At 67.9% G+C, this 24,925-nt stretch carries 22 protein-coding genes; 10 read left to right on the forward strand and 12 right to left on the reverse strand.

The window, feature by feature from the left end:
• Positions 1-7: 7 nt before the first annotated feature.
• Positions 8-574, forward strand: coding sequence for a GIY-YIG nuclease family protein (locus tag AC5P9L_RS03760; protein ID WP_165711085.1), 567 nt, complete (start codon positions 8-10; stop codon positions 572-574).
• A gap of 7 nt (positions 575-581) precedes the next feature.
• Here AC5P9L_RS03760 and AC5P9L_RS03765 read toward each other — a convergent pair whose 3' ends face one another.
• Positions 582-725, reverse strand: a complete 144-nt coding sequence (locus AC5P9L_RS03765; protein WP_165711084.1) for a hypothetical protein — start codon at positions 723-725, stop codon at positions 582-584.
• Between the two features lie 98 nt (positions 726-823).
• Between AC5P9L_RS03765 and AC5P9L_RS03770 the strand changes: the two genes are divergently transcribed.
• A complete protein-coding gene (locus tag AC5P9L_RS03770; protein ID WP_005411241.1) occupies positions 824-1,723 on the forward strand; it encodes a LysR substrate-binding domain-containing protein in 900 nt (299 codons plus the stop codon).
• A 31-nt stretch (positions 1,724-1,754) separates the two neighbouring features.
• Here the strand turns inward: AC5P9L_RS03770 and AC5P9L_RS03775 are convergent, their stop codons facing one another.
• The 3 genes from AC5P9L_RS03775 to AC5P9L_RS03785 form a co-directional block, all read right to left on the reverse strand.
• Entirely contained in the window at positions 1,755-2,471 is a 717-nt protein-coding gene (locus tag AC5P9L_RS03775; protein WP_043034550.1) for an ABC transporter substrate-binding protein, read from the reverse strand.
• Between the two features lie 62 nt (positions 2,472-2,533).
• Positions 2,534-4,057: a carotenoid oxygenase family protein gene (locus AC5P9L_RS03780; RefSeq protein ID WP_065183224.1), complete on the reverse strand. Its 1,524-nt coding sequence runs from the start codon at positions 4,055-4,057 to the stop codon at positions 2,534-2,536.
• Positions 4,058-4,083: 26 nt separating this feature from the next.
• Positions 4,084-4,506 carry a DUF2141 domain-containing protein gene (locus AC5P9L_RS03785; protein WP_043034552.1) on the reverse strand — a complete coding sequence of 141 codons (423 nt, stop codon included), beginning with the start codon at positions 4,504-4,506 and terminating at the stop codon, positions 4,084-4,086.
• A 156-nt stretch (positions 4,507-4,662) separates the two neighbouring features.
• Between AC5P9L_RS03785 and AC5P9L_RS03790 the strand changes: the two genes are divergently transcribed.
• From AC5P9L_RS03790 to AC5P9L_RS03800, 3 genes are read left to right on the forward strand one after another with little or no spacing between them, the layout of a single operon-like run.
• Positions 4,663-5,763: a sensor histidine kinase gene (locus tag AC5P9L_RS03790; protein ID WP_043034553.1), complete on the forward strand. Its 1,101-nt coding sequence runs from the start codon at positions 4,663-4,665 to the stop codon at positions 5,761-5,763.
• A complete protein-coding gene (locus tag AC5P9L_RS03795) occupies positions 5,760-6,398 on the forward strand; it encodes a response regulator transcription factor (protein ID WP_005411236.1) in 639 nt (212 codons plus the stop codon). The genes AC5P9L_RS03790 and AC5P9L_RS03795 overlap by 4 nt, the downstream gene beginning before the upstream one ends.
• Positions 6,399-6,420: 22 nt before the next feature.
• Positions 6,421-6,792, forward strand: a complete 372-nt coding sequence (locus tag AC5P9L_RS03800) for a VOC family protein (RefSeq protein WP_005411235.1) — start codon at positions 6,421-6,423, stop codon at positions 6,790-6,792.
• A 65-nt stretch (positions 6,793-6,857) separates the two neighbouring features.
• On the opposite strand, the gene AC5P9L_RS03805 is transcribed toward AC5P9L_RS03800, so the two are convergent.
• A complete protein-coding gene (locus tag AC5P9L_RS03805; protein ID WP_043034554.1) occupies positions 6,858-7,697 on the reverse strand; it encodes an arylamine N-acetyltransferase family protein in 840 nt (279 codons plus the stop codon).
• Between the two features lie 203 nt (positions 7,698-7,900).
• Between AC5P9L_RS03805 and AC5P9L_RS03810 the strand changes: the two genes are divergently transcribed.
• Entirely contained in the window at positions 7,901-10,438 is a 2,538-nt protein-coding gene (locus AC5P9L_RS03810) for a methyl-accepting chemotaxis protein (RefSeq protein ID WP_138970059.1), read from the forward strand.
• Between the two features lie 46 nt (positions 10,439-10,484).
• Here AC5P9L_RS03810 and AC5P9L_RS03815 read toward each other — a convergent pair whose 3' ends face one another.
• The 5 genes from AC5P9L_RS03815 to AC5P9L_RS03835 form a co-directional block, all read right to left on the reverse strand.
• The gene (locus AC5P9L_RS03815) at positions 10,485-13,004 is read right to left on the reverse strand and encodes a PepSY domain-containing protein (RefSeq protein ID WP_227415282.1); all 2,520 of its coding nucleotides are present in this window, start codon (positions 13,002-13,004) and stop codon (positions 10,485-10,487) included.
• Positions 13,005-13,710: 706 nt separating this feature from the next.
• Positions 13,711-14,274, reverse strand: a complete 564-nt coding sequence (locus AC5P9L_RS03820; RefSeq protein ID WP_197614372.1) for a TlpA family protein disulfide reductase — start codon at positions 14,272-14,274, stop codon at positions 13,711-13,713.
• Positions 14,271-16,643 carry a protein-disulfide reductase DsbD family protein gene (locus AC5P9L_RS03825; protein ID WP_114618276.1) on the reverse strand — a complete coding sequence of 791 codons (2,373 nt, stop codon included), beginning with the start codon at positions 16,641-16,643 and terminating at the stop codon, positions 14,271-14,273. The genes AC5P9L_RS03820 and AC5P9L_RS03825 overlap by 4 nt, the downstream gene beginning before the upstream one ends.
• The gene (gene cutA, locus AC5P9L_RS03830; protein ID WP_049396392.1) at positions 16,640-16,978 is read right to left on the reverse strand and encodes a divalent-cation tolerance protein CutA; all 339 of its coding nucleotides are present in this window, start codon (positions 16,976-16,978) and stop codon (positions 16,640-16,642) included. The genes AC5P9L_RS03825 and cutA overlap by 4 nt, the downstream gene beginning before the upstream one ends.
• A 68-nt stretch (positions 16,979-17,046) precedes the next feature.
• A complete protein-coding gene (locus AC5P9L_RS03835; protein ID WP_227415281.1) occupies positions 17,047-18,837 on the reverse strand; it encodes an endonuclease in 1,791 nt (596 codons plus the stop codon).
• A gap of 312 nt (positions 18,838-19,149) precedes the next feature.
• Here AC5P9L_RS03835 and AC5P9L_RS03840 point away from each other — a divergent pair, with 312 nt between their 5' ends.
• The 3 genes from AC5P9L_RS03840 (at position 19,150) to AC5P9L_RS03850 (ending at position 21,914) form a co-directional block, all read left to right on the forward strand.
• Complete coding sequence (locus tag AC5P9L_RS03840; protein ID WP_005411227.1) at positions 19,150-19,437, forward strand: co-chaperone GroES; 288 nt, start codon at positions 19,150-19,152, stop codon at positions 19,435-19,437.
• Between the two features lie 81 nt (positions 19,438-19,518).
• A complete protein-coding gene (gene groL / locus AC5P9L_RS03845) occupies positions 19,519-21,168 on the forward strand; it encodes a chaperonin GroEL (protein ID WP_005411226.1) in 1,650 nt (549 codons plus the stop codon).
• 134 nt (positions 21,169-21,302) lie between these two features.
• A complete protein-coding gene (locus AC5P9L_RS03850) occupies positions 21,303-21,914 on the forward strand; it encodes a DUF6445 family protein (protein ID WP_005411225.1) in 612 nt (203 codons plus the stop codon).
• A gap of 28 nt (positions 21,915-21,942) precedes the next feature.
• Here the strand turns inward: AC5P9L_RS03850 and AC5P9L_RS03855 are convergent, their stop codons facing one another.
• Positions 21,943-23,106, reverse strand: a complete 1,164-nt coding sequence (locus AC5P9L_RS03855) for a serine hydrolase domain-containing protein (protein WP_227415280.1) — start codon at positions 23,104-23,106, stop codon at positions 21,943-21,945.
• A gap of 67 nt (positions 23,107-23,173) precedes the next feature.
• A complete protein-coding gene (locus tag AC5P9L_RS03860; protein ID WP_062605545.1) occupies positions 23,174-24,103 on the reverse strand; it encodes an aspartyl protease family protein in 930 nt (309 codons plus the stop codon).
• 106 nt (positions 24,104-24,209) lie between these two features.
• On the opposite strand from AC5P9L_RS03860, the gene AC5P9L_RS03865 reads away from it, so the two are divergent.
• Complete coding sequence (locus AC5P9L_RS03865; protein WP_005411222.1) at positions 24,210-24,917, forward strand: response regulator; 708 nt, start codon at positions 24,210-24,212, stop codon at positions 24,915-24,917.
• The last annotated feature ends 8 nt before the right edge of the window (positions 24,918-24,925 follow it).

The following is a 24,925-nucleotide window of genomic DNA, read 5'->3' on the forward strand; positions in this document are numbered from 1 at the left end:
TGCGCACATGCAGTCGGATATCCGCATCGACGGTCGTGTCTTCGCCTACGTCTTCCCCTGTGCGTGGGAAGACTACGCGAAGATTGGTTTCTCACGTGATCCGCTTGGGCGCATCAGCGCATTGCACCGGCGTTGGTTCGAGTTCTTCGATCTCGACGCCGGTGCGCTGGTGGAAGCGGAAAGCGAGCGCGATGCGCGGGATCTGGAGCTGCAGCTGCGTTCGCCGTTCAAGGCGCACCGCGCTCCGGCGCCGATGACGGTCCAGGACAAGGCTGGAGGCCGCACCGAATGGGTACGTGGTGCCAACCACGCTTTGTCGCTTGCGGTTGCCGGCCTGGGCGAACAGGGCTATCGCTGTTATCCACTGAAGGGATGGCTGCGAGCCGCGCTTCGCCTGCGCATGGACCGGCTGCACGACTGGGCGGCGGTGCAGCTTCCCGAAGACGAAGGCCTGCGGATCCCCGGTGGCCCCGGCGAAAGAGCGCTGCGTGACACCCTCGACGGTTGTCAGGCATTGGACATCGATCCGATCCCGTGGCTGCCTGAACACGTCCAACGCTGGTATGCAGGTTGAGGAGCGTTCAACGGGCTCGCGGCGGCTGAACCGGCGCGGCCGGTTGCCGCGCGGACTGCGGGGCAGGTGTGGACGGGCTGGCCAGCTGGCGTGCCAGCTCGGCGCTGGCCACGTGGCCCTGCAGGAACAACAAGCCGCCGAAGATGTTCATGAGCGTGCCTCCACTTGAGTGGATTGCACGATACGGGCAGCATGGACGGGCAAAAAGCGACATTTCCGCAAGCATGACTTGAGAGAATTTCAAGCCTAATGTCCCGCCCTCCGCTCCATGCCCTCCAGGGCTTCGTGGCTGCCGCCCGGCTTGGCAACCTGTCGCGCGCGGCGGCGTCGATGAACCTGACCGTCAGCGCGCTCAGCCACCAGATGAGGCAGCTGGAAGAACGGCTCGGGCAGCCGCTGCTGATCCGCCAGCCGCGTGGTATCACCCTTACCCTTGAGGGGCAGCGCCTGCTCGAGCAGGTGGGGCCGCATCTGGATGCGATAAACGAAGCCTTCCAGCCCTATGCCGCGCGTGCCGAGCACGTGCTGACGATCAGTGCGGTGCCATCGATGGCATCGGCCTGGCTGGTGCCGCGCCTGGGTCACTTCGTGGCTGAGCATCCGCAGATCGAGATCAACCTGCAGTCGAGTGAGCGCCTGATTGATTTCGAGCGGCAGCGCCAGTTCGACGCCGCGCTGCGGCTGGGCAGCGGGCAATGGCCGGGCCTGGTGGTGGAACCGCTGTTCGACGAGTGGCTGGTGCCGATGGCGAGCCCCGCGCTGATCGAGCGCATGGGGGGCATCGACCGTGTACCGCTGACCCAGTGGCCGCTGCTCGGTGATCCCGACGGCGCGTGGGGCGCCTGGTTCGCGTTGAGCGGGCAGAGCCCGCCATCGCGCTTCGTGGCGGTGCTGGATGATTCGGAGGCGCACCATCGCGCCGCACTGGATGGCGTAGGCGTGGCCCTTGGCCGGGTGACCCGGGCACGCCTGCTGCTGGAATCCGGCCAGCTGGTCGCGCTGTCCAGCCAGCGCCTGAAGACGGCGTGGCCGCATTGGCTGGTGTACCCGCAGCGCTCGGCCAGCCATCGCGGCTTCCTCGCGTTCCGCGACTGGCTGCATGCGCAGGCCGCCGAGCATGTGCAGCACATGGCGGACGCGCATCTGTAACGCCGCGCGGTGCTCGATCTCGACTCTACAGTCACTGCACCAGGGTGACCGCCTGCCCGGCACGCGCGAACGCTTCCTCCAGCAACGGGCCCGCCTTGATCGCTTCCACTTCCTCAAACAGCGCCCGCAGCGCATTGGCCGGGCGTGAGGCCGGTGCCGCCACTGCCTGCTGGATCGCGGTGAAGCGATCGGCCAGCACCCGATGGCCGGGATGTGCCTTCGCCCAGGCCGCCAGCGGCTGGCGTACACCGGCGGCGGCATCCAGGCGGTGCTGGTCGAACAGGGCGATGGCCGCTGCCGAGGTGTCCGCCCGCTCGATCGTGGCATGGCGCAGTTCCCGGCTCAGGAACAGGTCATAGGCCGCGCCACGCCCCACCGCGATGCGCAGTCCGTCGCGGTCGAGGTCGGCCACTTGCTGCGCCGGGCTGTCTTCGCGCACCAGGTAAGTGCCTTCGATCTCCACATACGGAGCGCTGAAGGCGATGCGGTCGGCACGCGCCGGATCGATCGCCAGGAAGGCCAGATCCCAGCCGTCTTCGCCCGCTGCGGCGACCACCGAGGCTGCGGCATCGTGGCAGGTGAAGCGTGCCTGCACCCCCATCCGTTGCGCCAACGCGGTAGCCAGTTCCAGCGAGGGGCCGCGCGGTGAGCGCGCATCGCCCTGTGCCAGCACCGGGTTGCCCAGGTTGATCGCCACGCGCAGGAAACCGTGCGGTGCCAGCGTACGTCGGTGGTCGGCCAGGGACATGCAGGACTCCACGGGGCAGGGGAGACCCAGCATGCCAACAACGGTGTCCGCGTGGCGTGGACTCAGCCGCGCGCGGCGAAGGTGCCGTGGAAGCCCAGTGGCACCGCATACGGCAGCCACGCCTGGGCCAGCGGACCGTCATCCACATGGCGCGCATCCAGCACGGCCAGGCCGCTGCGCTGGTTCACCGGATCGAGCAGGGTGCCGATCAGCCAGCCGTCATCGGCGTTGCGGCTGCCCGGGCGCGGTACGAACACATGCTCTTCGGCCATGATGTCCGCCCCGTAGTTCCAGAGCTGGCGGCGCCCGTGCTCGATCTCGAACGCGGCCGCCGCGTTGAAGTACGGCGCAGTGGCCGTGCCGTCGATGGTCGGCGCATACAGCCGTGCGCCACGTGTGTTCGCCGAGCGCGGGTCGAACAACGGGAACTCCACCGCGCTGATGCCCAACGTCTGCCAGCGGGCCTGTCCACGACGCAGGTCCAGATGCAGCTCGACCAGGCTGGCGCCACTGTTGGCCGCGTGTGCGCCATCACCGGCCATCGCTTCCTTCATCGGCGAGCGCGCCTCGTTGATGTCGTCGTGGCGCACTGCGCGCAGCACGATGCCGCCATCGCGGGTGAACGCGTCGCCGAAGTGGTAGATCGCCGCGAACGGGGCCTCGAACCATTGCGCCTTGTCCGGCGCATCCTTGGCGACCACCGCGATGCGCACCGGACGCTGCGGTGCGAACTGCATGCGCTCGAAGAAGCTGCCACCTGCGCCGGTGAAATCGAACGGCATCATCACGAACACCAGGTGCTGGTCGGTCATCGCGAAGGCATGCAGGTAGCCATGCTCGGGTGTTTCGATCACATTTGCGCTGCGCAGCTGGCCGTCCGCACCGATGTGCCAGACCAGCAGGCCATGGCCCCCCATCAGGCTGATCGAGCCGAAGTTCCAGAGGCTCCCGTCGTGGTCGGTCAGCGGGTGCGCCGAGAACGGCAGCGCCGCCAGGTCCGGACGCCAGGTGACAGGGCCAAGCGTCTGCAGCGAATCCGGGTCCACTTCGAACGCCGAACCGGATTCGCACAGGGCGAACAGGCGGCCATTGATCATCGTCACCGAGGTGTTGGCCACGTTGGCATCATCGTTGTTGCGTACCGCCAGCGCACCGGGAATGCTGGTGCCGGCGGCCGGATACTGGAAGCGGCCGGCCTTCTGTTCACGGGTGAATTTCGGCGTGGCAACCATGCGCCCGTGATGGGTCAGGCTGCCATCACCATTGAAGCGCCAGCCATGCACCATGCCGTCGCCGTCGAACCAGTGGTCGTAGCGGAAGCCATCGCGCTCGGTCCACGCCGGACCGTTGCGGTACAGCGTGCCAGCCAGGCCTGACGGCAGCTTTCCCTGCAACTGCACGGTGGCCGGGCCGAGGCTTTCGCTGCCGACGCTGCGCCAGCCGAGCAGCCAAGGGTGTTCCTGCATGCCCTGCGCGAACCGCGCCGGGTCGCCGGCGAAGGCGGGAGCGCTGCGCAGCGCGGTGGTGCCCAGGGCCAGACAGGCACTGCTGCTGAGCAGGGTACGAAGGAAGCGGCGACGGTCCATGGTGGCCTCGGGTCTGGATGCAGGAATCAGCGCAGGGTGATGTCGATGGCGGTGCCGGCGGCCGGTACGTCGACGCGCGCCTCGTCGAAGGTCGGCTTGCGCATCACCTGCGGGTTGTTGCTGAAGCCGTAGCCCTCCACCGGCATCCCGACCAGGTTGGTGTCGAGCTTGCCGTTGTCGTTCTCGTCGTGGGTGAGCAGCACGGCATAGTTGCCGGCCGGAACGCCCTTGAACGTGAAGTGGGCGCTGTCGCCGCTGGGCGCCGCCTGCTGGGCCTGCACGGGCCTGGCCTTGCCGTCCCAGGCAGCGGCGCTGTCGACCAGCGCAACGCGCAGGGTGCCGGTCTGCACACGGACGTCGTGCACGGTCACGGCCAGGTCGGCGGCGTGGGCACTGCCGGCGAGGGCCAGGGCAGTCAGGGCGGTGCTGAGCAGGGCGGTGCGGATCATGGCAGTGGCTCCGGAAGTGTGTGTGGCGGTGTGGCGCCAGTCTGCGTGCGGCGCTGCACCGGGTTCAGGGCCAGTGGTCATCGATTCGACGTGCCAGAAGTCACTTTCTGCGCCGGACCCATTGCCGCCGGCGTGTGCGGCGGTCAGCATCTGGCCATGCCCAGCCTGTTCCGCCATCTGTTGCGTCCCCTCAGCCTCGCCGGCCTGGCCACCGTGCTGGTGGTGGGCCTGTCATTCGCGGTGCAGCGCAACGGTGCCGGGCTGAGCCTGCTGCTGCTTGCCGTGTTCCTGCTGCTGTTCGTGGTGCACGGCTGGGCGTCGGTGCCATCCCGCGTGCGCGCTGTCGCGGCGGTGTTGCAGGCGTTGCTGGCGGTCGTGCTGGTTGCGCTGCAGCCGCGTACCGGCACCGCACCGGTACTGCTGGTGGTGCTGGTGGCGCAGCTGGCCGAGCATTGGCCACCGCGCTTCGTGCTGGCTGTTGCACTGCTGGCCAACCTCGCCATGTATCTCGTGCTGCGCCACAGCGGCTTCAGCCAGCCGCTGCTGGTGGTGCTGCTCTATGGCGGCTTCCAGGCCTTTGCCGCACTGACCGCACACTATGCCCGCAGCACGGCGCTGGCCCGCGATGACCTGGCCCGCGTCAATGCCGACCTGCTGGCGACACGCGCGCTGCTGGCCGACAGTGCACGCGACGCCGAGCGCCTGCGCCTGGCCCGCGAACTGCACGATGTGGCCGGGCACAAGCTCACCGCGATGCGCTTGAACCTGCGTGCCCTTGCGGCCGACCCTGTGCTGGCCGGGCGCGAAGGATTGGTGCTGGCCGAGCAGCTGTCCGGCGAGTTGCTGGCCGACATCCGCCAGGTGGTGCAATCGATGCGCGATGATCGCGGCCTCGATCTGGCCACCGCATTGCACGCGCTGGCCGCGCCGTTCCCGCGCCCGAAGCTGCAGCTGCAGATCGGCGAGTGCGTGCGCGTGGTTGACCCGCTGATGGCCGAGACCGTGCTGCGCCTGGTACAGGAAGCGCTGACCAATGCCGCCCGGCATGGCAACGCAGACACCGTATGGCTGACGATCAACGAGGAGGATTCCCGGTTGCGTATCGACATCCGTGACGACGGCCAGCGCGCCGAACGTATCCGCGAGGGCAACGGCATCGCCGGCATGCGTGAGCGCCTGGCCGCAGTGCGTGGCCAGTTGGAACTGGCCCGCACCGCACAGGGCGGCATGCACCTGACCGCCTGGGTGCCGGCATGAACGGCAGCGCGATCCGTGTTGCCCTGGCTGACGACCAGGCGCTGGTCCGCGCCGGGCTGCGTGCGTTGTTGCAGGGGTTGGGCGTGGACGTGGCGCTGGAGGCCGAGGAGGGCCAGGCGTTGCTGGACGCGCTGTCCACCCAGCGCGTGGATGTTGTGCTCAGTGACATCCGCATGCCCGGGATGGACGGCATCGAGGCAGTGCGCCAGCTGCGCGCGCGCGGCGATGCCACGCCGTGGCTGCTGCTGACGACCTTTGATGAAAGTGACCTGCTGCTGCGTGCCAGCGAGGCCGGCGCACAGGGCTTCCTGCTCAAGGACGCCGCACCCGCAGACCTGCGCGAGGCGATCGAGCGCGTCGCCGCAGGTGAAACCCTGCTGCTGCCGGTCAGCACCGAGCCGGTACGCGCCCGCTACCGCTTCCACGATGAAGCACCGCCCACCGATACCTTCGGGGAACGCGAGGTGGCGATCCTGCGCTTGCTGGCCGGTGGCTACAGCAACAAGGAGATCGCGCGCAGCCTGTTCCTGGCCGAGGGCACGGTGAAGAACTACGTGTCCGCCATACTCGACAAGCTGGGCACCCGCGATCGCACCCGTGCGGTGCTGAAGGCGATTACCCTGCGCATCATCTGAGTGGACCGAGCAAGGAGTGCCAGTGAACCCGATCCTGCATGTGGAAATCCCGGCCAGTGACCTGGACCGTGCCATCACGTTCTACCAGCGGTGGCTGCAGGTCGCGGTGGACGAACCTGTCGTGCTGCACGACTGCCGGATGGCCTACCTGCCGTTCTCCGATGAGGCCGCCGGTGCCAGCATTGCGCTGGTGCTCGGCGCGGACTACCGGCCTTCCGAACAGGGGGCGCGCGTCTACATCGGCGTCGATGACCTGGATGCGAGCCTGGAGCGAGCACTGCAAGCGGGCGCCGAGCTGTGCTTCGGACCCGCCGATGCGGGCGACTGGCGCGTGGCCGAGATCCGCGACAGCGAAGGCAATCGCATTGCGCTGCAGGCGCGCGCTGCTCTGTAGAGCCGAGACCACGCTCGGCTGCTGTTGGCCCAGCCGCTCCAGCTCAGCCGAGCATGGGCTCGGCCCTACAAGGTCGCGGCGCGCGAGCGCTGCAGCCAGTCATTGATGGCCGGGTCCAGTCGCGGGTCGTCCGGTAGCTGCATGCCGAAGCGCTGTTGCAGCACGGCACGCACATCACCCACATCATGCAGCGGGCGCTTGTCCGGTGCCTGCCCGGGGCGATACTCGGTGTAGTTGCCGCTGCCGATGGTGCGGCGCCAGTCCGGCCCGGTCAGCGACGCGCGCAGCTGCCCGGGGAAACTGGAATCGGGATGGGTGCACACGTACCAGTTGCCCACCACGTTGTCGATCGGTGCCGGCGCCTGCAGGTCGAACCGATACATCGCCCGCCAACCATCGTTGGACTCGGCCGACAGCACGAAATCACCCTCGTCGGGCAGGCGCTGCAGCAGATAGCGTTCGTGCGGCGTGGCCTGCGGCTGCGGATCATGCAGGCGCAGCGGCACGGTCGGGGTCAGGCTGCCGAAACCGGCATCCACCAGCCAGTCGCCGCTGTCTACGTTCACGCGCAGCAGCAGGTGGGTACGCGCGGTCAGTTCGCCGTCCTGGGCGGCCAGCAGTACCCGCGCGCTCAATGGCTGCGCATCGAAGCCCAATGCCTGCAGCAGCGCCAGCAACCCGCCATTGAGTTCGAAGCAGTAACCACCGCGGCGCTCGTCGAGCAGCTTGCGCTGCACGCTGTCCAGGTCGATCGGCACCGCATCGCGCAGCAGGCAGCTGAGGGTCTCGAAGGGCAGCAGTGCGTTGTGGCGCTGCTGCAGCAGGGTCAGGCCGGCCAGGGTCCGCGGTGGCGGTGCATCCAGCTGCAGGCGCTGCAGGTAGCGGGGGACATCGAGCGTCGTCATGGAGACACCGGGCGGGGGAGGGATGTCCACTGTGCTCCCCCAACCGGGGTTGAGGTCAAGCGCGGCGGCCGTGTCATGCCTCCGTCGCCTGCACCCGGTACAAAGGCCGCGTCCACCAGCGATGGGGGGACGCAGACGAAGAAAGCGCTAAAGTTGTCCTGAGTCAGGCCGATACAGGTGCGTCTTTCCGCCTGGAGTCTGTCATGTCGGCCGTTGTCCCCCACCTCCGGTCCCTGCGCACGCGCCTTGCTGCGTTGCACTCGGCGTCCCCCGGGCTGCTGCGCTGGCTGCAGCCACATCGGCTCAGCGTGGCCAACAAGCTCAAGGCCACACTGTGGATCTGCGGCCTGGGCCTGGTGGCGATCGCTGCTGTCTACGCCTGGACTGGCCATGCCAACGCACTGGCTGCGCGCAGCCAGGCCAGCTACCAGCGCGGCAGCGATCTGGCTGCCAGCCTGTCCACGCGGGTGGCCGAAGCGCGTCGCCTGCAGACCCAGTATGCACGCAGTTTCGATGATGCCGACCGCGCGCAGCTGTTGGCCACGCAGAAGGCGTTGCAGACCGATCTGCAGGCGCTGCGCGCGATGCCGATGGATGCGGGCCGGCGCAAGGCCCTGCAGGCGCTGACCGAAGCCGCCGACGCGTTCTCGCAGGGTGTGGCCGCCCTGTTCGAACGGGTCGACGAGATGGGCCGTGGTGATGCCGGCCTCGCTGCGCAGCTGCAGCAGGCCGCCGACACCCTGCAGGCGCAGGTGGATGTGCAGCAGCGGCCCGCGCTGGCGCTGTCCCTGCAGAAGATGCGAAGGCAGGAGGCACTGCTGCTGCTCGACGGTGATTCCACCCACGCCGACCGCGCCAGCGAGGAGAAGCTGCCGTTCGACCTCGCGCTGGCGGGCCTGCCTGCGGATGTGCAGGACACCCTGCGCACCGGGATGGAGGCGTATCAGGCCGCACTGCTGGGGTATACCGCTGCCCGCGTCGGCCTGGATGTGGAAGCGCAGTCGCTGCTGGATACCGCCACGGGCGTAGCGCCGGCGTTGGCCGCATTCCAGCAGGCACAGGTGGCGGCGCTGGGCAGGGCGCAGGCACGCCAGCAGGCCGGCGCGCGCACCATGAGCGTGGTGTTCGCACTGACCCTGCTGCTGGTGGCCGGCGTGCTGATCACCAGCCTGGTGCTGGTGCTGCGTGCGGTGCGCCAGCCGATCCAGGACACCCTGCGTTTCGCCAGCGACATCGCCGACGACCGTCTCGAAACCACCCTGCGCGTCTACAACGCCAACGATGAAATCGGCCAGCTGGCCCAGCGCCTGGTCGACATGCAGCAGCGCCTGCGCGCGCGCATCGAGACCGAGCGTGCGGTGGCCCGCGTCAACACCCGCGTGCGCCAGGCATTGGACAGCGCACAGGCCGGCTTGATGGTGATCGATGCCGAAGGCCTGGTGGCGTACGCCAATCCGGCGCTGCTGCAGCAGCTTGCACTCCGGCTTGAAGATCTGGTGGGGAGCGATGCGGTACGCCTGCATCCGGCACTGGCCAGTCTGGCTTGCGTGCGCCAGCGCGAGGAGCGCGAGATCGGTCATGCCGGCGTCCGCTACCAGTTGATCGCCAATGCCATCACCGACGAAGGGCATTTCCTCGGCGTGGCAGTGGAGTGGCGCAGCCGCGCGCTGGAAACGCTGCTGGAAACCGAAGTGGCAGCACTGGTCGACGCCGCCGCACATGGCGACCTGCACGGCCGCATCGCGCTGGAGGGAAAACAGGGCTTCGTGCGCACGTTGTCGACCAGCATCAACCGCCTGCTGGCGACCTTCGAGACCAACCTCGGCGATCTGCAGGCGCTTCTGGCGGCGCTGGCCCGTGGTGACCTCAGCGTGCGCATGGAAGGTGAGCTGCAGGGCGTGTTCGCACGCATGCGCGACGATGCCAACGCCACGGTCGCGCAACTGGGCCGCATCGTCACCCGCATCCAGCAGGCGACGTCCAGCCTCGACACCGGTGTGGGTGAGATCGTTGCCGGTCACCATGATCTGTCGCAGCGTACCGAACAGCAGGCGGCCAACCTTGAAGAGACGACAGCGTCGATGCACGAGTTGACCGACACCGTTGGCCGCAACGCCGATGCCGCGGGCCGCGCCGATGCCCTGGTGCAGGGGGCGGCCGCGGTGGCCCAGCGCGGTGGCGAGGCCGTCGGCCAGGTGGTCGCGACCATGCATGGCATCAGCGAGGCCTCGCGGCGGATCGGCGACATCACCCAGCTGATCGATGGCATCGCTTTCCAGACCAACATCCTCGCGCTGAATGCCGCGGTGGAAGCAGCGCGCGCAGGTGAGCAGGGCCGCAGCTTCGCCGTGGTGGCTGCGGAAGTGCGCCTGCTGGCCCAGCGCAGTGCCGAAGCGGCCAAGCAGATCAAAGGACTGATCGAGGATTCGGTGGCGCGTGTTGGCCAGGGCAACCAGCAGGTCGAGCAGGCGGGCATCACGATGGGCGAGATCGTTGGCAGCGTGCAGCAGCTGGCCGAGCTGCTGGCCGGTATCCGCAGTGCATCGCAGGACCAGCATGCCGGCATCGCGCAGGTGAAGCAGACCATCGTGCAGATGGAAGCCAGCACCCAGCGCAACGCCAGCCTGGTGGAAGAGGCTGGTGCCTCCACCGCGCAGATGCAGGCGCAGGTACACGCGCTGGCCGAAGCGGTGGGCGCGTTCCAGTTGCAGTCGATGCCACAGGCGCGCGCTGCGGCCTGATCGTGCTCCGGTAGTGCCGGCCGCTGGCCGGCACTACCCTTGTGGCTCAATACACGTCGCGACGGTAGCGCCCGGTCTCCAGCAGCGTTTCCACTTCTTCATCACCCAGTGCTTCGCGCAGCACCTGGTCCACGCCTTCGGCCATGCCCAGCAGCGAACCGCAGACGTGGATGACCGCACCACGCTGCATCCAGTCGCGCAGGGCATCGGCTGCTGCACGCAGGCGATCCTGCACATAGCCGCCCTCACCATCGCGCGAGAACGCCAGGTCCACCCGCGCGAGATGGCCATCGGCCTGCCACGCTTCGATCTCATCGGCGAACAGGAAGTCGTGCGCGCGCTGGCGTTCGCCGAACAGCAGCCAGTGCCCGTGTTCACCTGCATGCGCGGCTTCGCGCAGCAGGCTGCGCAGGCCCGCGATGCCGGTGCCATTGCCGATCAGCACCATCGGCGCACCGCCAACGCGATGGAAACCGGGGTTGCGGTGCACGCGGGCCACGATGCTGGCACCGACCGGCGCATGCAGCGACAGCCAGCCCGAACCCAGGCCGGTGCGTCCGGTTTCGTCATGGACCAGCCGCACCACCAGTTCGACCGCACTGTTATCCGTACAGGATGCGATGGAGTACTCGCGCCCCGGCAGCAGTGGCAGCCCTGCCAGCCAGAGGCACGCATCCTGCACCGCCAGCGCAGCATCGGCATCGGGCAGCTCGCGCTCGCTGGCCAGCGCCAACAGCGTGCGCGGCTGGCCGTCAATCAGCAGCGGCTGCTGGGGATCCAGCCCATGTGCCTTCAGCACCGCAGCGGCGTGCCGCGCGTTGTGGCGGGGCGCGATGTGCAGGATGTCGCCCGCCTGCCACTGCACATCGGCCGGTGGCGCAAGACGGATGCGCCAGATGGCGCCGCCCATGCTGCCTGGATTGAGGCGGTCACGGCCGAGCAGGCGCCACTCGTGCATCTGCGTCGCGGCCGGCAACACGCTGTCATCGGTGGCGATGCCGGTCAGCGCGCCGAGATGTTGCTGCCACTGGCGCAGCGCCGGTATCGCGGCGGCATCGACATCGATGCGCTCGAACAGCGCACGTGCGCCGTTGCCCAGCAGCCAGCCATCGAATTGGCGGCCAAAGCCGCAGTAATGCGGGTACTGGCGGTCACCCAGGGCGAGCAGGCCGAACTGCAGGCCCGACAGATCGGGCGCTTGTGCCAGCAGCCGCCGCGCAGCGCCCCGTGCCGCATCCGGCGGTTCGCCATCGCCGAAGGTGCTCAGCACGAACAATGCCTGCGCAGTGCGCGCGAGCTGCGTGGCATCGACCCGGGCCAATGGCAGTACCTGCACGCCATGGCCAGCGGCCTGCAGCTGCGCGGCGGCACGCCAGGCCAGCTGCTCGCCCAGCCCGCTCTGGCTGGCATGCACGACCAGCCAAGGTGCGCGGCCATCATCGGTGGCAACCGGCAGCGACCGGCGCAGCCCGCGCGCGGCACGCTGGCTGCGGCGGCGGTCCAGGTACAGCATCCAGCCGGTGATGAAGAACAGGCTCATGGCCAGACTGCTGAGCATCACCACGACACGCCCGGGCATGCCGAAGTAGCTGCCCGAGTGCAATGCGAACACGCTGGTGGCCAGCTGCGCGCCGGCGCCCTGGCGCGCGTAGGGGCGCGAATCGAGGATTGCCCCGCTGGCCGGATCCAGCTGCAGCAGATCATGTGCACGGTCATGGTGGCCACCGCGCTGTGACGGATCGCCAGCCATCACCCGCACGTTGACCGCCTGGCCAGGCTTTTCCGGCAGGCGCAGGTCGATGTAGCCGGTGTGCACGCCGGGCAGGGCATACAGCGTGGCTTCGATGCGCTCCAGGTTCAGGGCGGCGCCGGTGGCGACCTTGTGCTTGGCGGCCGGTGCGACGCCCAGCAGCGTATTGGCGGCACTGCGATACCAGTCGAAGGACCACCACAGGCCGGTCAGCGCACTCATCAGGTAGATCAGCAGCACCCAGGTGCCGACCACCGAGTGCAGGCTCCACAGGAAGCCACGGCCGCTGCGTTTCCATTCCACCGCCAGCCAGCTGCGCCAGTGCCACCAGCGGCGCGGCCAGCGCAGGTAAAGACCGGACAGGGTGAAGAACAGCAGCGCGATCGCACAGCTGCCGGTGATCCACTTGCCGCGCTCGCCGGCGGCGAGGTGGCGGTGCAGGTCCTCGACGAAATCGAAGAACGCCTGCCCACGCAAGGCACTGAAGCGCTCGCCGCTGTACGGGTCGAAGTAGACCCAGTGTTCCTTGCCACCAGCGAAGCGTGCCACCGAAGGCCGCTGCCCGGTGGCGTCCACGCGCAGGCGCTGCAGGGGGCGATCACCGCCGGTCTGCAGCAGCGGCACCAGTTCGCTGAGTTGAAGCGGAAGCTGGCCGTCGGCATGGTGCTCGGCGATTTCGGCGAAGCCGGGGTTGGCCGCGCGCAGCAGTTCGTCCTCGAAGGACAGCACGGCGCCGCTGAGGCCCATCACGGCCAATACGGCACCGGCGGTGATGCCCAGCAGCCAGTGCAGTTGGAACAGGACGTTCTTGAACATGGAAGGAGGAGGGCCTGGAAGGCTGCCGCCCGCATCCTGCGCAACAGCAAATGAGAATTAGTCGCGGAATTCTCCGTGGCGGACGGGCTACGGTCAAGGAGGGTTTTGTTGCAGGGCTTTGCAGCCCTGCACCCGCTGCAAGCCGGAGCAACGTCAACGTCAAAAGCTGGCTTTCCGTGGGTTGGCGGGGTGGGTCCGGTTGAGGGGGACGCTGCAAGTCCCCCTCCGGGGCCCGGCCCAGCCGCTGGCGGCTGTGCGTTCGGGCGCTTGCGAAGCAGTGCTTCGCAAGCAAAGCGCCCTCACCCATGTAAGCTCGGTCGCCGCATCCATGCGGCTCACGCCCCCTCAACCGGACCCACCCCGCCTTCGACAGTTTCCTGCGATCTGTCGGAACGGCGTTCTGCTTTGGTAGGTGCCGACCGTTGGTCGGCACGGGGTCTGATTCCGTTCTGAATATCGATATCTGACAGATGTGTCGACCAAGGTCGACACCTACCAACAGCCGCGAAGATCTGTCAGAGGCGGGGCGGTGTCGGAGTGCGGGGTGTCAGCCGCATGGATGCGGCTGCCAAGCTTACAGGGACGTACTTGCAGCGTCCCCGCACTCCGACACTGCCCCGCCATCCCACGGAATGCCCGCTTTGGCTTTGGCTGTTGCCGTTGCATCGAGCAGGGTGCAGGGCTGCAAGCCCTGCAAAAAACACCCTCACTTCACCCAGCTGTCGATCTCGCCGTGGGCGAACGGTCCCAGCTTTGCCTTCACCAGCCGCCCCTGCGCATCGAACAGCACGCTGTAGGGCAGCAGGCCCTGTGTATTGCCCAGCTGCACGCTGGCATCGCGCGGCCCCGGGGTCTCGATCACGATCGGATAATCCACCGGTACCCGCTGCAGGAAACCGCGCACGTCCTCCGGCGTATCCAGCGCCAGTCCCAGCACCTGCACACCGTGCTCGCCCTGGATATGTGCGAAACGCGCCAGTTCGGGCATTTCTTCCACGCAGGGCGCGCACCAGCTGGCCCAGACATTGATCAACAGCGGGCGACCGCCAGCGTGCTGGCGCAGGTCCAGCGGCCGGCCTTCAAGATCGGGCAGCGACAGCGCGGGCAGGCTGTCGCCGACCTGCAGGGCCGGTGCCGCAGCCGCCACAGCAGGCGCCGCTGGCATGGCCTCAGGCCCAACCGGCGCAGGAGCCAATCGATGCCCGGCCCACAGGCCAAGGCCGGCGGCCAGCACCGCTGTCCACAGCAGCGCTGGCCGTTGCCACTTCATCGTGCGGTGCGCAGCAGCGCTTCCTCCACCACCGCCTGGGTCAGCAGGGTCGGCAGCACGGTCGGCGGTGCGCCGGGGCCGTACACCACGTACAGCGGCACGCCGACGGCTTTGTGCTCTTCCAGGAACGTGGTGATCTGCGGATCGACGTTGGTGTAGTCACCGCGCATGTACACCGCGTTGGTGCGCTTGAGCAGGTCCTTGAACTCCGGCCGCGACAGCACGGCACGCTCGTTGGCCTTGCAGCTCACGCACCAGTCGGCGGTCATGTTGACGAACACCACGCGGTTGTCGGCGCGCAGGCGGTCCAGCAACTGCGGCGAATACTCCACCACGTTGTCGCTGGCGGCCTGTGCGGCGCGTGCCGGCGCTGCCAGCTGGGTCACGCCCCAGGCCGGTACCAATGCGCCGATCGCCAGCAGTACGCCGAGCAGCGTCACTGCACGCGAGCCGGTCCAGCGGTTGCGCTCGAACAGCCACAGGCCGAAGGCGAACAGCAACAGGCCACCCAGCACCAGCGCCATGCCGTCCACGCCGCGCTGCTTGCCCAGCACCCACAGCAGCCACAGCGCGGTGGCGTACATCGGGAAGGCCAGCACGTGCTTGAGCGTTTCCATCCACGGGCCGGGCTTGGGCAGGCGGCGCGCCAGCGCCGGCACGAAGCCGATCAGCAGGAACGGCAGCGCCAGGCCCAGGCCGAGGAACAGGAACACGGTCATCGCCTTCAGCGGCGGGGCAATGAACGCGTAGGCAATCGCGCCACCCATGAACGGGCCGACGCAGGCACTGCCGACCACGCAGGCCAGCGCACCGGTGAAGAAGTCACCGGCCGGGCCGCTGCGGCTGGCCAGCGACTGGCCCAGGTTGCCGATGCCGCCGCCCAGGGTGAACACGCCGGACAGGCTCAGGCCTACCGCGAACATGATGTAGGCCAGCGCCGCCACCACGCCCGGGTGCTGCAGCTGGAAGCCGATGCCGACGGCGTTGCCGATTGCGCGCAGGCCCACCATCAACGCACCGATCACCGCGAATGCGACCAGCACGCCCAAGGTGTACCAGAGCGCGTGGCTGCGTGCGCGCTGCGGGCTTTCGCCACTCTGCGCCAGGCTCAGGACCTTCAGCGACAGGATCGGCAGCACGCAGGGCATCAGGTTCAACACCAGGCCGCCGGCCAGCGCCAGCAGCAGCACCCAGACGAACGAACGGTCCGGGTTCGGTGTGGTCGCCGGCGGGCGCGTACGCAGCGCGTTGTCACCGCGCGCATCGGCGGCGAATTCATTGCCGTCCACGGTGCCTGCGACGGCCGGGGGGGCGGCATCCGTATTGGGCACCGTCGGCAGCAGGCGCAGGGGGGCGCCGTTGGCGCCTTCGCGTGGCGCCACAGCCAACGGGCTGATTACCTCGTTGCGCGGCGGTGCCTGGTCGGCGCTGGCGCTGACCTTGCCGGCCGGGATCGACAGCTTCACCCGGCGGGTCATTGGCGGGTAGCAGATGCCATCGGTCTGGCAGCCCTGGAAGGTCACCACGAGGGTGCCGTCAACCGCGTCGGCAACCGTGCGCCGCAACGGCAGCGGCACTTCCACCTGGTTGAAGTACACCGAGACATCGCCGAAGTGCTCGTCGCGATGCGACTGCGCGGCTGGCCAGCGCGGCGTGCCGGCCTGCACGCCGGTGCTGCCTTCCAGCTTCAGCGAGGTGCGGTCGCGATACAGGTAGTAGCCCGGTGCCGGGCTGAAGCGCAGCAGCAGGGTGTTGCCGTCGCTGGCGATGGCATCGAAGCCGAACGCCTGCTCCGACGGCAGCGGCAGCGCCTGGCTGTTGCTGGCCGCACCTGGCAGGCGCAGGCCGCCGCTGTTGCCGGCACCGGCCAGCGGGTTGTTGAACGGACTGGCCGCACCGGCGCGCGCGGCAGGGGCCGCGGCCTGTGCACCGCTGCCGGGCAGGGTGACCTGCACCACGCGCTTCTGCGGCGGGTAACAGACACCGGCATCTGCGCAGCCCTGGTAACGCACTTCCAGGCTGATGGTGCTGGCGGCCTCGGTCGGCGTGCCGGGCAGGGTGGCCTGCAGGCGCTCGCGATAGGTTTCGACCTCGCCGAAGAAATCGTCGTGGTGCTTGTCGCCCTTGGGCATCTGCAGCGCGCCGGCATTGAAGGCCGGGTCGGCCTTGACGCTGGTGCGGTGGCGATACAGGTAATAGCCGGGCGCGATCTTGAACTGCAGTTGCACCTGGCCACGTTCGGGGGCGGTGGCGGTCAGCGCGAATGCCTGGTCCACCGGCAGCAGGTCTTTCTCATCCAGGGCGAACGCCGGCAGCGAGAGCCACATCAGGGCGCACAGGGCGGCGCCACGCGCAAACAGAGTCTTCAATCAGTGTCCTCCCGGGTCTGTGCCCGGATCCAGTCCAGATACGCCGGCAGGCCGGCCCGGGTTTCGACCGCGATGCACTCCGGGAGTTCATACGGATGCAGTTCGACGATCCGGGCGATTGCGTCATTGACGCGACTCGCGGTGGTCTTCACCAGCAGCTGCAGCTCGGCGTCGGTGGTCACCTCGCCCTGCCAGCGGTAGGTCGACTGCGCGCCATCGAGGCGGGTCACGCACGCGGCCAGGCGCTCGCCAACCAGCGCGTGCGCGATGCGCTCGGCACTGGCCCGGTCCGGGCAGGTGGTCAACAGCAGCAGGACGGGATCGACGGTCGACATGACCGTCGAGTATAGGGCCGCCGCCGGGTCAGGACCCGGCGGCGGCCGTGGACCGCTGCGTTGCGCGGTCAGTTGGCCAGCTGGCAGGTGGTCGGCTTGGCCGAGGTGAACAGGCCAGGGGTCGCCCACTCGGGGTGGTCGATGAACGGGTTGCGGTTGCCCTGGAAGCTGTAGATCACGTCATTGCGCGCACGCTCGGCATCATCCGGCGGGTCGGACAGGTGCCAGTCGATCAGCGTCGACAGCAGGCCCATGTAGGCCGGCGAGCTGCTGGTCTTGACGATCCTGCTGCGGTCGTCGGTCAGCTCCAGGTCCGGCTCGGACTGGCCAGTGGCTGCATCCTTGCCGCCCTCGTAGCGGATCGCCATGTACATCACCGCACGCGCCATGTCGCCCTTGCGCTTGCCCCACACCTCGAACGTGCCGGTGTTGCCGTCCGGCGTGCGCACCCAGTTGGAGTTGCCCGGATAGCCACCACTGCCGCCACCCTGGCCGTTGTTGGCCTCGGTGGCGCGCTCGCCGCAGCTGGCGTCGCACTTGCCGAACGGCTTGTTGCCACGGTCGGCGTTCCACTGTGCATCGGTCAGGTACAGCATGTGGGTGTCGGTATACGGCGCGTACGGCAGGCCCTTGTCACCCGTGGTGGTGGCAAAACCCAGCGAGTTCGGCCAGGTGTGCTCGCGGTTGTACTTCAGGCCACTGCCGCTGCCGGCGCGATCGGTCACCTTGGCGTAGCTGCGGTTGCGATACGCGTCGAGGATGCGGTTCGGGTTGTTCGGGTCCTCGTCTGCGATCTCCAGGATGGTCCAGGTACTGGTGCCCGAGCCGCTGTACGGGTAGGCGGTGTGGCCCTTGATTGTCGCGTGCAGCGAGCAGCGCAGCTGGCTCGGGCTGCTGGTGTTGACCTTGGAGTAGTAGCCGGCCGGCACGCCAGGGTTGCCCGGGTCCGGATTGCCGCCGGTGCTGGCCACGGTGAAGGCGATGCGGCTGTCGGCCGCCGGGTGTGCGCCCTGCAGGTCGGTGATGCGCGCGGCGCGGATGTCGAAGCGGCAGGCTTCACCGGCCACCAGCGCGGTGTTGGTGGACAGCTTCACGCTGCGCCCGCTGGCCGGGAAGGTCAGCGGCACGCTGCCGGAGGTACCGCAGCTCAGCGCGAACGCGCCGCTGGCCAGGTTCACCGTCTCGCTGAACACCACTTCCAGATCGGCGGCGGCCGGGAAGGTGCTGCTGCCCTGCGCCGGGGTGGTGGTGGACACCGACGGCGGCGTGTTCGGGCCCGGGGTGCCGCCGCCACTGAAGGTCTGGCCGTTGTTGCAGCTGCCGAAGGTCTGCCTGGCCGACTCGGCCCAGGTGAAGTGGGCGTACTGGCTGCCGCTGCCGGTCAGCTGCAACGAGGTGCCGGGGGCCGTGCTGTTGGTCTCGGCCACCGGAATGTTCTGGCTGGTCATGCCGGCGGCAGGGCCACCGGAGGCGGTGATGGCGCCCTCGTAGCTGAGGAACTGGACCACCTTGCCGCTGGCGTCGACCAGGGCGATGCCGTCGTTCGGGCCGTTCTGGATGCCGTTGGTCGGGTAGTTGACCACGGCGATGCTGGCGCTGCCGCAACCGGCGGCGGTGCCGGCCGGGACCGGGTTGTTGGCGTAGACCGTGGCGGCCGAAGGATTGCTGCCGTTGTAGAGGTAGAGGCGGTAGCCGGACAGGTCTTCACCTGCGGTAGCGACCACTTCGATGGCTTCGCCGACGTCACCGGCGGCGGTGCTGTCGTCGTAGTGCAGTTCGTTGATGAAGACCTCGGCCTGGGCCGGCGCCGCGGCCAGTGCCAGCAGGCAGGCGGCGGCAAGCGGGGACAGCAATCGCATCGACTACTCCTTGTGATTGGGAATGCCTGACCGAGCCTAAGGCCGATCCAGTGACACTTTGTCGTAAATGAACGTCAGATATCTGACAGTGCGACGCTTGTCACCGAAATTGTCCAGGACCGACCCCTTGGCCGAGGCGCGCGGGTGGAAAAATTTTTTTCATTCCGCCCTTGAAAGGGGGCGGCGGGGCTCCATCTCTGCCCTGCTCCCGACGTTGTCGGGTTTCTTCACGTGCGGTTCTGGCACTCGCCTGGGGTGAGTGCTAACATCGCCGGACTTTTTTAGACCAATCAATCACTTAAGAGGTCTCCTATGAGCATCAAGCCGCTGCACGACCGCGTTGTGGTCAAGCCGATCGAAGCCGACGAAATCTCCGCCGGTGGCATCGTCATCCCCGACTCGGCCAAGGAAAAGTCCACCAAGGGTGAGGTCGTGGCCGTCGGCCCGGGCAAGCCGCTGGACAACGGCAACGTGCGCGCGCCGTCGCTGAAGGTCGGCGACAAGGTCATCTATGGCCAGTACGCCGGCAGCTCGTACAAGAGCGAAGGCGTCGAATACAAGGTCCTGCGCGAAGACGACGTGCTCGCCGTCATCGGCTGAGCCTCGGCGCGACCTGTTTCAACCTGATCCCAAACTCCCAGCCGCCGGGCATCGTCCGGCGCTACCAATGAGGTAAATGCAATGGCTGCCAAGGATATTCGTTTCGGTGAAGACGCCCGTTCGCGCATGGTGCGCGGCGTCAACGTTCTCGCCAATGCCGTCAAGGCCACCCTGGGCCCGAAGGGCCGCAACGTCGTGCTGGAAAAGAGCTTCGGCGCCCCGACCATCACCAAGGACGGCGTCTCCGTCGCCAAGGAAATCGAACTGGCTGACAAGTTCGAGAACATGGGCGCGCAGATGGTGAAGGAAGTTGCTTCGCGCACCAACGACGATGCCGGCGACGGCACCACCACCGCCACCGTGCTGGCCCAGGCCCTGATCCGCGAAGGCGCCAAGGCCGTTGCCGCCGGCATGAACCCGATGGACCTCAAGCGCGGTATCGACAAGGCCGTTTCGGCCGCCGTCGCCGAGCTGAAGAACATCTCCAAGCCGACCGCCGACGACAAGGCGATCGCCCAGGTCGGTACCATCTCGGCCAACTCGGACGAGTCGATCGGCCAGATCATCGCTGACGCGATGAAGGAAGTCGGCAAGGAAGGCGTCATCACCGTTGAAGAAGGCTCGGGCCTGGACAACGAGCTGGACGTGGTCAAGGGCATGCAGTTCGACCGCGGCTACCTGTCGCCGTACTTCATCAACAACCAGCAGTCGCAGACCGCTGACCTGGATGACCCGTTCATCCTGCTGCACGACAAGAAGATCTCCAACGTCCGTGACCTGCTGCCGGTGCTGGAAGGCGTCGCCAAGGCCGGCAAGCCGCTGCTGATCGTGGCCGAGGAAGTTGAAGGCGAAGCGCTGGCCACCCTGGTCGTCAACACCATCCGTGGCATCGTCAAGGTCGTGGCCGTCAAGGCTCCGGGCTTCGGCGACCGTCGCAAGGCGATGCTGGAAGACATGGCCGTGCTGACCGGCGGCACCGTGATCTCCGAAGAAGTCGGCCTGTCGCTGGAGAAGGCCACCATCAAGGACCTGGGCCGCGCCAAGAAGGTGCAGGTCTCCAAGGAGAACACCACCATCATCGACGGCGTCGGCGACAAGGCCAACGTTGATGCACGCGTGGCGCAGATCAAGACCCAGATCCAGGACACCTCCTCGGATTACGACCGCGAGAAGCTGCAGGAACGCGTGGCCAAGCTGGCCGGCGGTGTTGCCGTGATCAAGGTCGGCGCCTCGACCGAAATCGAAATGAAGGAAAAGAAGGATCGCGTCGACGACGCCCTGCACGCCACCCGTGCGGCCGTTGAAGAAGGCGTGGTTCCGGGCGGCGGCGTTGCCCTGGTCCGCGCGATCACCGCGCTGGCCGGCCTGAAGGGCGCCAACGAAGACCAGAACCACGGCATCCAGATCGCCCTGCGTGCGATGGAAGCCCCGCTGCGCGAGATCGTTGCCAACGCCGGTGACGAGCCGTCGGTCATCATCAACAAGGTCAAGGAAGGCACCGGCAGCTTCGGCTACAACGCCGCCACCGGCGAGTTCGGCGACATGCTGCAGTTCGGCATCCTGGACCCGACCAAGGTGACCCGTTCGGCGCTGCAGAACGCGGCCTCGATCGCTGGCCTGATGATCACCACCGAAGCCATGGTTGCCGAAGCTCCGAAGAAGGACGAGCCGGCCATGGGCGGCGCCGGTGGCATGGGCGGCATGGGTGGCATGGGCGGCATGGACTTCTAAGGTCCACGCCCGCGTCGGACGTTGCCGGCCCTGGTCGGCGCGTCTCCCCGATGCACGGAAAAACCCCGCCGCGAGGCGGGGTTTTTTTGTTGCCCGGTTGCCGCCATGGCGCCGCGTCGCTACGCTCGCAGACCATGCCTACCTCGTTCATCGTCGTCGACGACTTCCTCTCTCCAGCCGATGCACACGGCCTGCGCCAGGCCGGGCTGGGCCTGACCTACCCGGCGCAGGAGGGGGCATTCCCCGGGCGTAATTCGCTCGAACGGCTGGAGCTGGACGGCCTGTCCGAGGCCGCGTCGCGGTTGGTCAACGAGCCGCTGCGGCCGGTCAATCCGTTGCAGTCGCACGGCAAGTTCCGGCTGACCCTGGCCAGCGATGTGGGTCGCGCCAAGGTGCACACCGACCATTCGCACTGGTCCGGCATCCTCTACCTCAGCGCCCCGGAGCACTGCGAAGGGGGTACCGAGTTCTTCCGCCATCGCCGCACCAACACCGAGCGCATGGCGCTGAACGCCCACGAGCTGGCTGCGCTGGGCTACGCCAACGGCGGCGACATGCATCGGGACATCATCGAGCGCGACAGCGTCGACGACAGCCAGTGGGAAATGACCATGCGCATCCCGATGCGCTTCAACCGCCTGGTGCTGCTGCGCCCGTGGTTCTGGCATACCGCCGGCCCGGCCTTCGGCGACCGGCCGGAGAATGGGCGGCTGGTCTACCTGATGTTCTTCGAGCAGGCGCGTTGAAGGGAGGTCATCCACGCATGGCGTGGATCTACTTCACGAATGCCTTCGCTGCGCCGTACTCCCACTGCCACGGTACGCCGATGTCGCCGAGCACGAAGGCCACCAGCGCCGGGAAGGTCGCCTCGGCGCGCACATCGTTGCCCAGGATCACCACGCAGCGCTGCTGCTGCTCGACGCACACCAGCGTATTACCGACCGCATCATCGTGGCCGCCCTTGTAGAAGCCCGCGCCTTGCAGGCCACGGAACGTCACCACTCCCAGGCCGGCCGCCAGGTCCTTGCGCTGCAGCGCCTTCGGCAGCTCCGGCTGCAGGGTGGGGAACTGGCTGGCGGTGGTGATCGGCAGCTGCGGCCGCACCAGCTCCTTGCGCATCGTCGCTGACAGCCCATCGCCGCGCACGTAGCCGGCGGCGAAACGGGCTATGTCGGCGATGGTGGTATCCATCGAACCGGCCGCGCGCACGCGGCTGCGCTCATCGTGCGGCTCGGCGGTGCCCTCCATGGTCCAGCCGTCGGCCAGGTTGGTGGCGAAGTCCCCGCGCCACATCATGCTGGTGCGGGTCATGCCGAAGCGGTCGAATACCCGCTGCTGCATCAACGCACCCACATCCTCGCCCAGCCGTCCGCGTTCGATCACGAACTGCAGCAGGATCAGCCCTTCGCCGGAATAGCCGTAGCGGCTGCCTGGATCGAAGTGGAACTTCAGCCGGCCGTCCGGTTCAAGAAACCCGAAGTTGGCAAAGCCACTGGCGTGGTTGAGCAGCAGGCGAGGGGTGAGCTGGCGCCAGCGCGCATCATCGGCCAGCACGCTGTAGTCGGCGTACTTCTTCGTTTCGGGCGGATAGTCCGGCAACGGCTTGTCCAGCGCTGTGGCGATGCTGGCATCCAGATCGATCCTGCGGTCCTGCGCCAGCTGCGCGACCAGATGGCCGAATGCCATCTTGGTCAGCGAGGCGGCGTACATCACCGTATCGGTGCGCAGTGGTTCGCCTGCGGTATTGCGCTCGCCGTAGGCGGCGACGTGCACCACCTTGCCGCCGTCGATCACCGCCAGCGCCATGCCGCGCGCCTGTGCGGCCTGCATCAACCGCTGCGCTTCGGCATCGATGCGGGCCGGCGAGGGTACCGGGGGAGGTGCAGCCAGCACGGCCAGCGGGAACAGCGTCAGCAACATCAGGGCAGCACGGCACATGCGTGGAACTCCTGGTGGGGCGCACGGTGATGCTACGCCAGGCTGCCGCTGGCGTCATTGCCGGATGTCAGCTGGCCTGCGGCCGGCGCAGGCAGATCCGGGACGCGCCGGCACCGATGTCCACCTGGCCGCCGCGCATTGCATCTGTACCAAGGATCAGCGCCGGCCGGGCCTCCAGGCCGATCGCCTTGAACACTGGCAGTTCGCTGATGCGGACCTCCATCGAGGGGTGCTGCCAGCCGTTGCCGGCCATGCCGGGCAGGGTGTACAGCCAGGTTGCCTGCTTTCCGCCGCCCAGACCTTCGGTGCCCTTTTCACGCACCCGCACCCGTGCGTCGCTGCCGTCGGTGCGCAGCCCCAGTGCGCGGGCTGCTTCGGCGTTGAGGACGGTCTGCGCGGCACCGGTGTCGACCACGGCGATGGCGTCCACCGCGGGCGCGCCCAGTGCAAGCATGATGAAACCGAACTGGCGCAGGCCGTCAGTGCGTCCGGGCAGCGCATTGGGCTGGCAACCCGGTCCTTCCAGGTTCAATCCGCCGGGTGTCCACAGCGCCAGTTGATTGCGGCCGAAGTCCCAACGGGTGTCCCAGCGTCCGGTCAGATCGTTGCCGATCAAGCCGTCAATGGCCGGATCATCGTCCTTCGGCAACGACGACAGATCGACCTTCATGGCTTGGGCCTGCAGCTGCCAACTGCCCAGCTGCCAGGACGTTGTGCGTATGCGCTGCAGCCGCGCGGAGGCTGAACTTGCCCCTTGGGCCTGTGATACCTCTGCATCCGCATCCCCCAGACCGTAGCGCCGCACGACGCGGTCATCGACCAGGGTGGCGCCTGCCGCGCTGTCGACCACGAAGCGCAGCGGTTCGGCACGCCCGTCCAGCGACACGGCCACGGCCGGATGACCGCCCTGCATCCACATCGGCAGGATGTGTTCGGGGGAATCGGACGCCAGCGCAGCCAGCGGGGCAGCAAGCAGGACGAATGGGATGAGGCGCAAGGCAAGTCTCCGCAGTGATCATGGGTGACCATTGGCGCGCAGCGCCGTATCGCGGGAATATCGGCGTTGATACCGTCCTGATACAGACCTGCCTGATACTGCCTGCATGACAACTCCCGCCCGTGTCATCGTTGTCGATGACGACGCCAGCATCCGTGATGCCATCGCCGATTGCCTGTTGCTGCATGGCTACCAGGTACGGGTGGCAGCGGACGCGACGGCGCTGGACGTGCTGCTGCAGGTCGATCGCCCGGACGTGATCATCCTCGACTGGATGATGCCCGGTGAGGATGGCCTGTCGGTCTGCCGCCGGCTGCAGGCACGGGCCATTCCGATCCTGATGCTGTCGGCGATGGGCAGCGCACCGGACAGGGTGATCGGCCTGGAGATGGGCGCGGACGACTACCTGGCCAAGCCGTTCGACCCGCGCGAGCTGCTGGCGCGGGTACGCGCGCTGCTGCGCCGGCAGGACAAGCTGCGCGCGCAGGTAGCCAGTGAACTGCGCTTTTCTGGTTGGCGGTTGCTGCCGGAACAACGTCGCCTGCTGGCGCCGGATGGGAACGAGCTGGTGCTCAGCCGTGGTGAATTCAGCCTGTTGCTGGCGCTGGCCGAACGCCCCGGGCGGGTGCTGGGGCGCGAGCAGCTGCTGCAGCTGAGCCGTGGCGAACCGAGTGACAGCGTCGACCGCGCGGTCGACCTGGCGATCAGCCGCCTGCGCCGCAAGCTCGGGCAGGCCTCACCCGGTGCGGAAGCCCTGGTGCAGACATCGCGTGGCGAAGGCTATCGCTTCCACGCCGAGGTACAGGTGCTGTGAACAGCCGG

The sequence above is a fragment of the Stenotrophomonas sp. YJH_SMC_64 genome, from assembly GCF_059371375.1.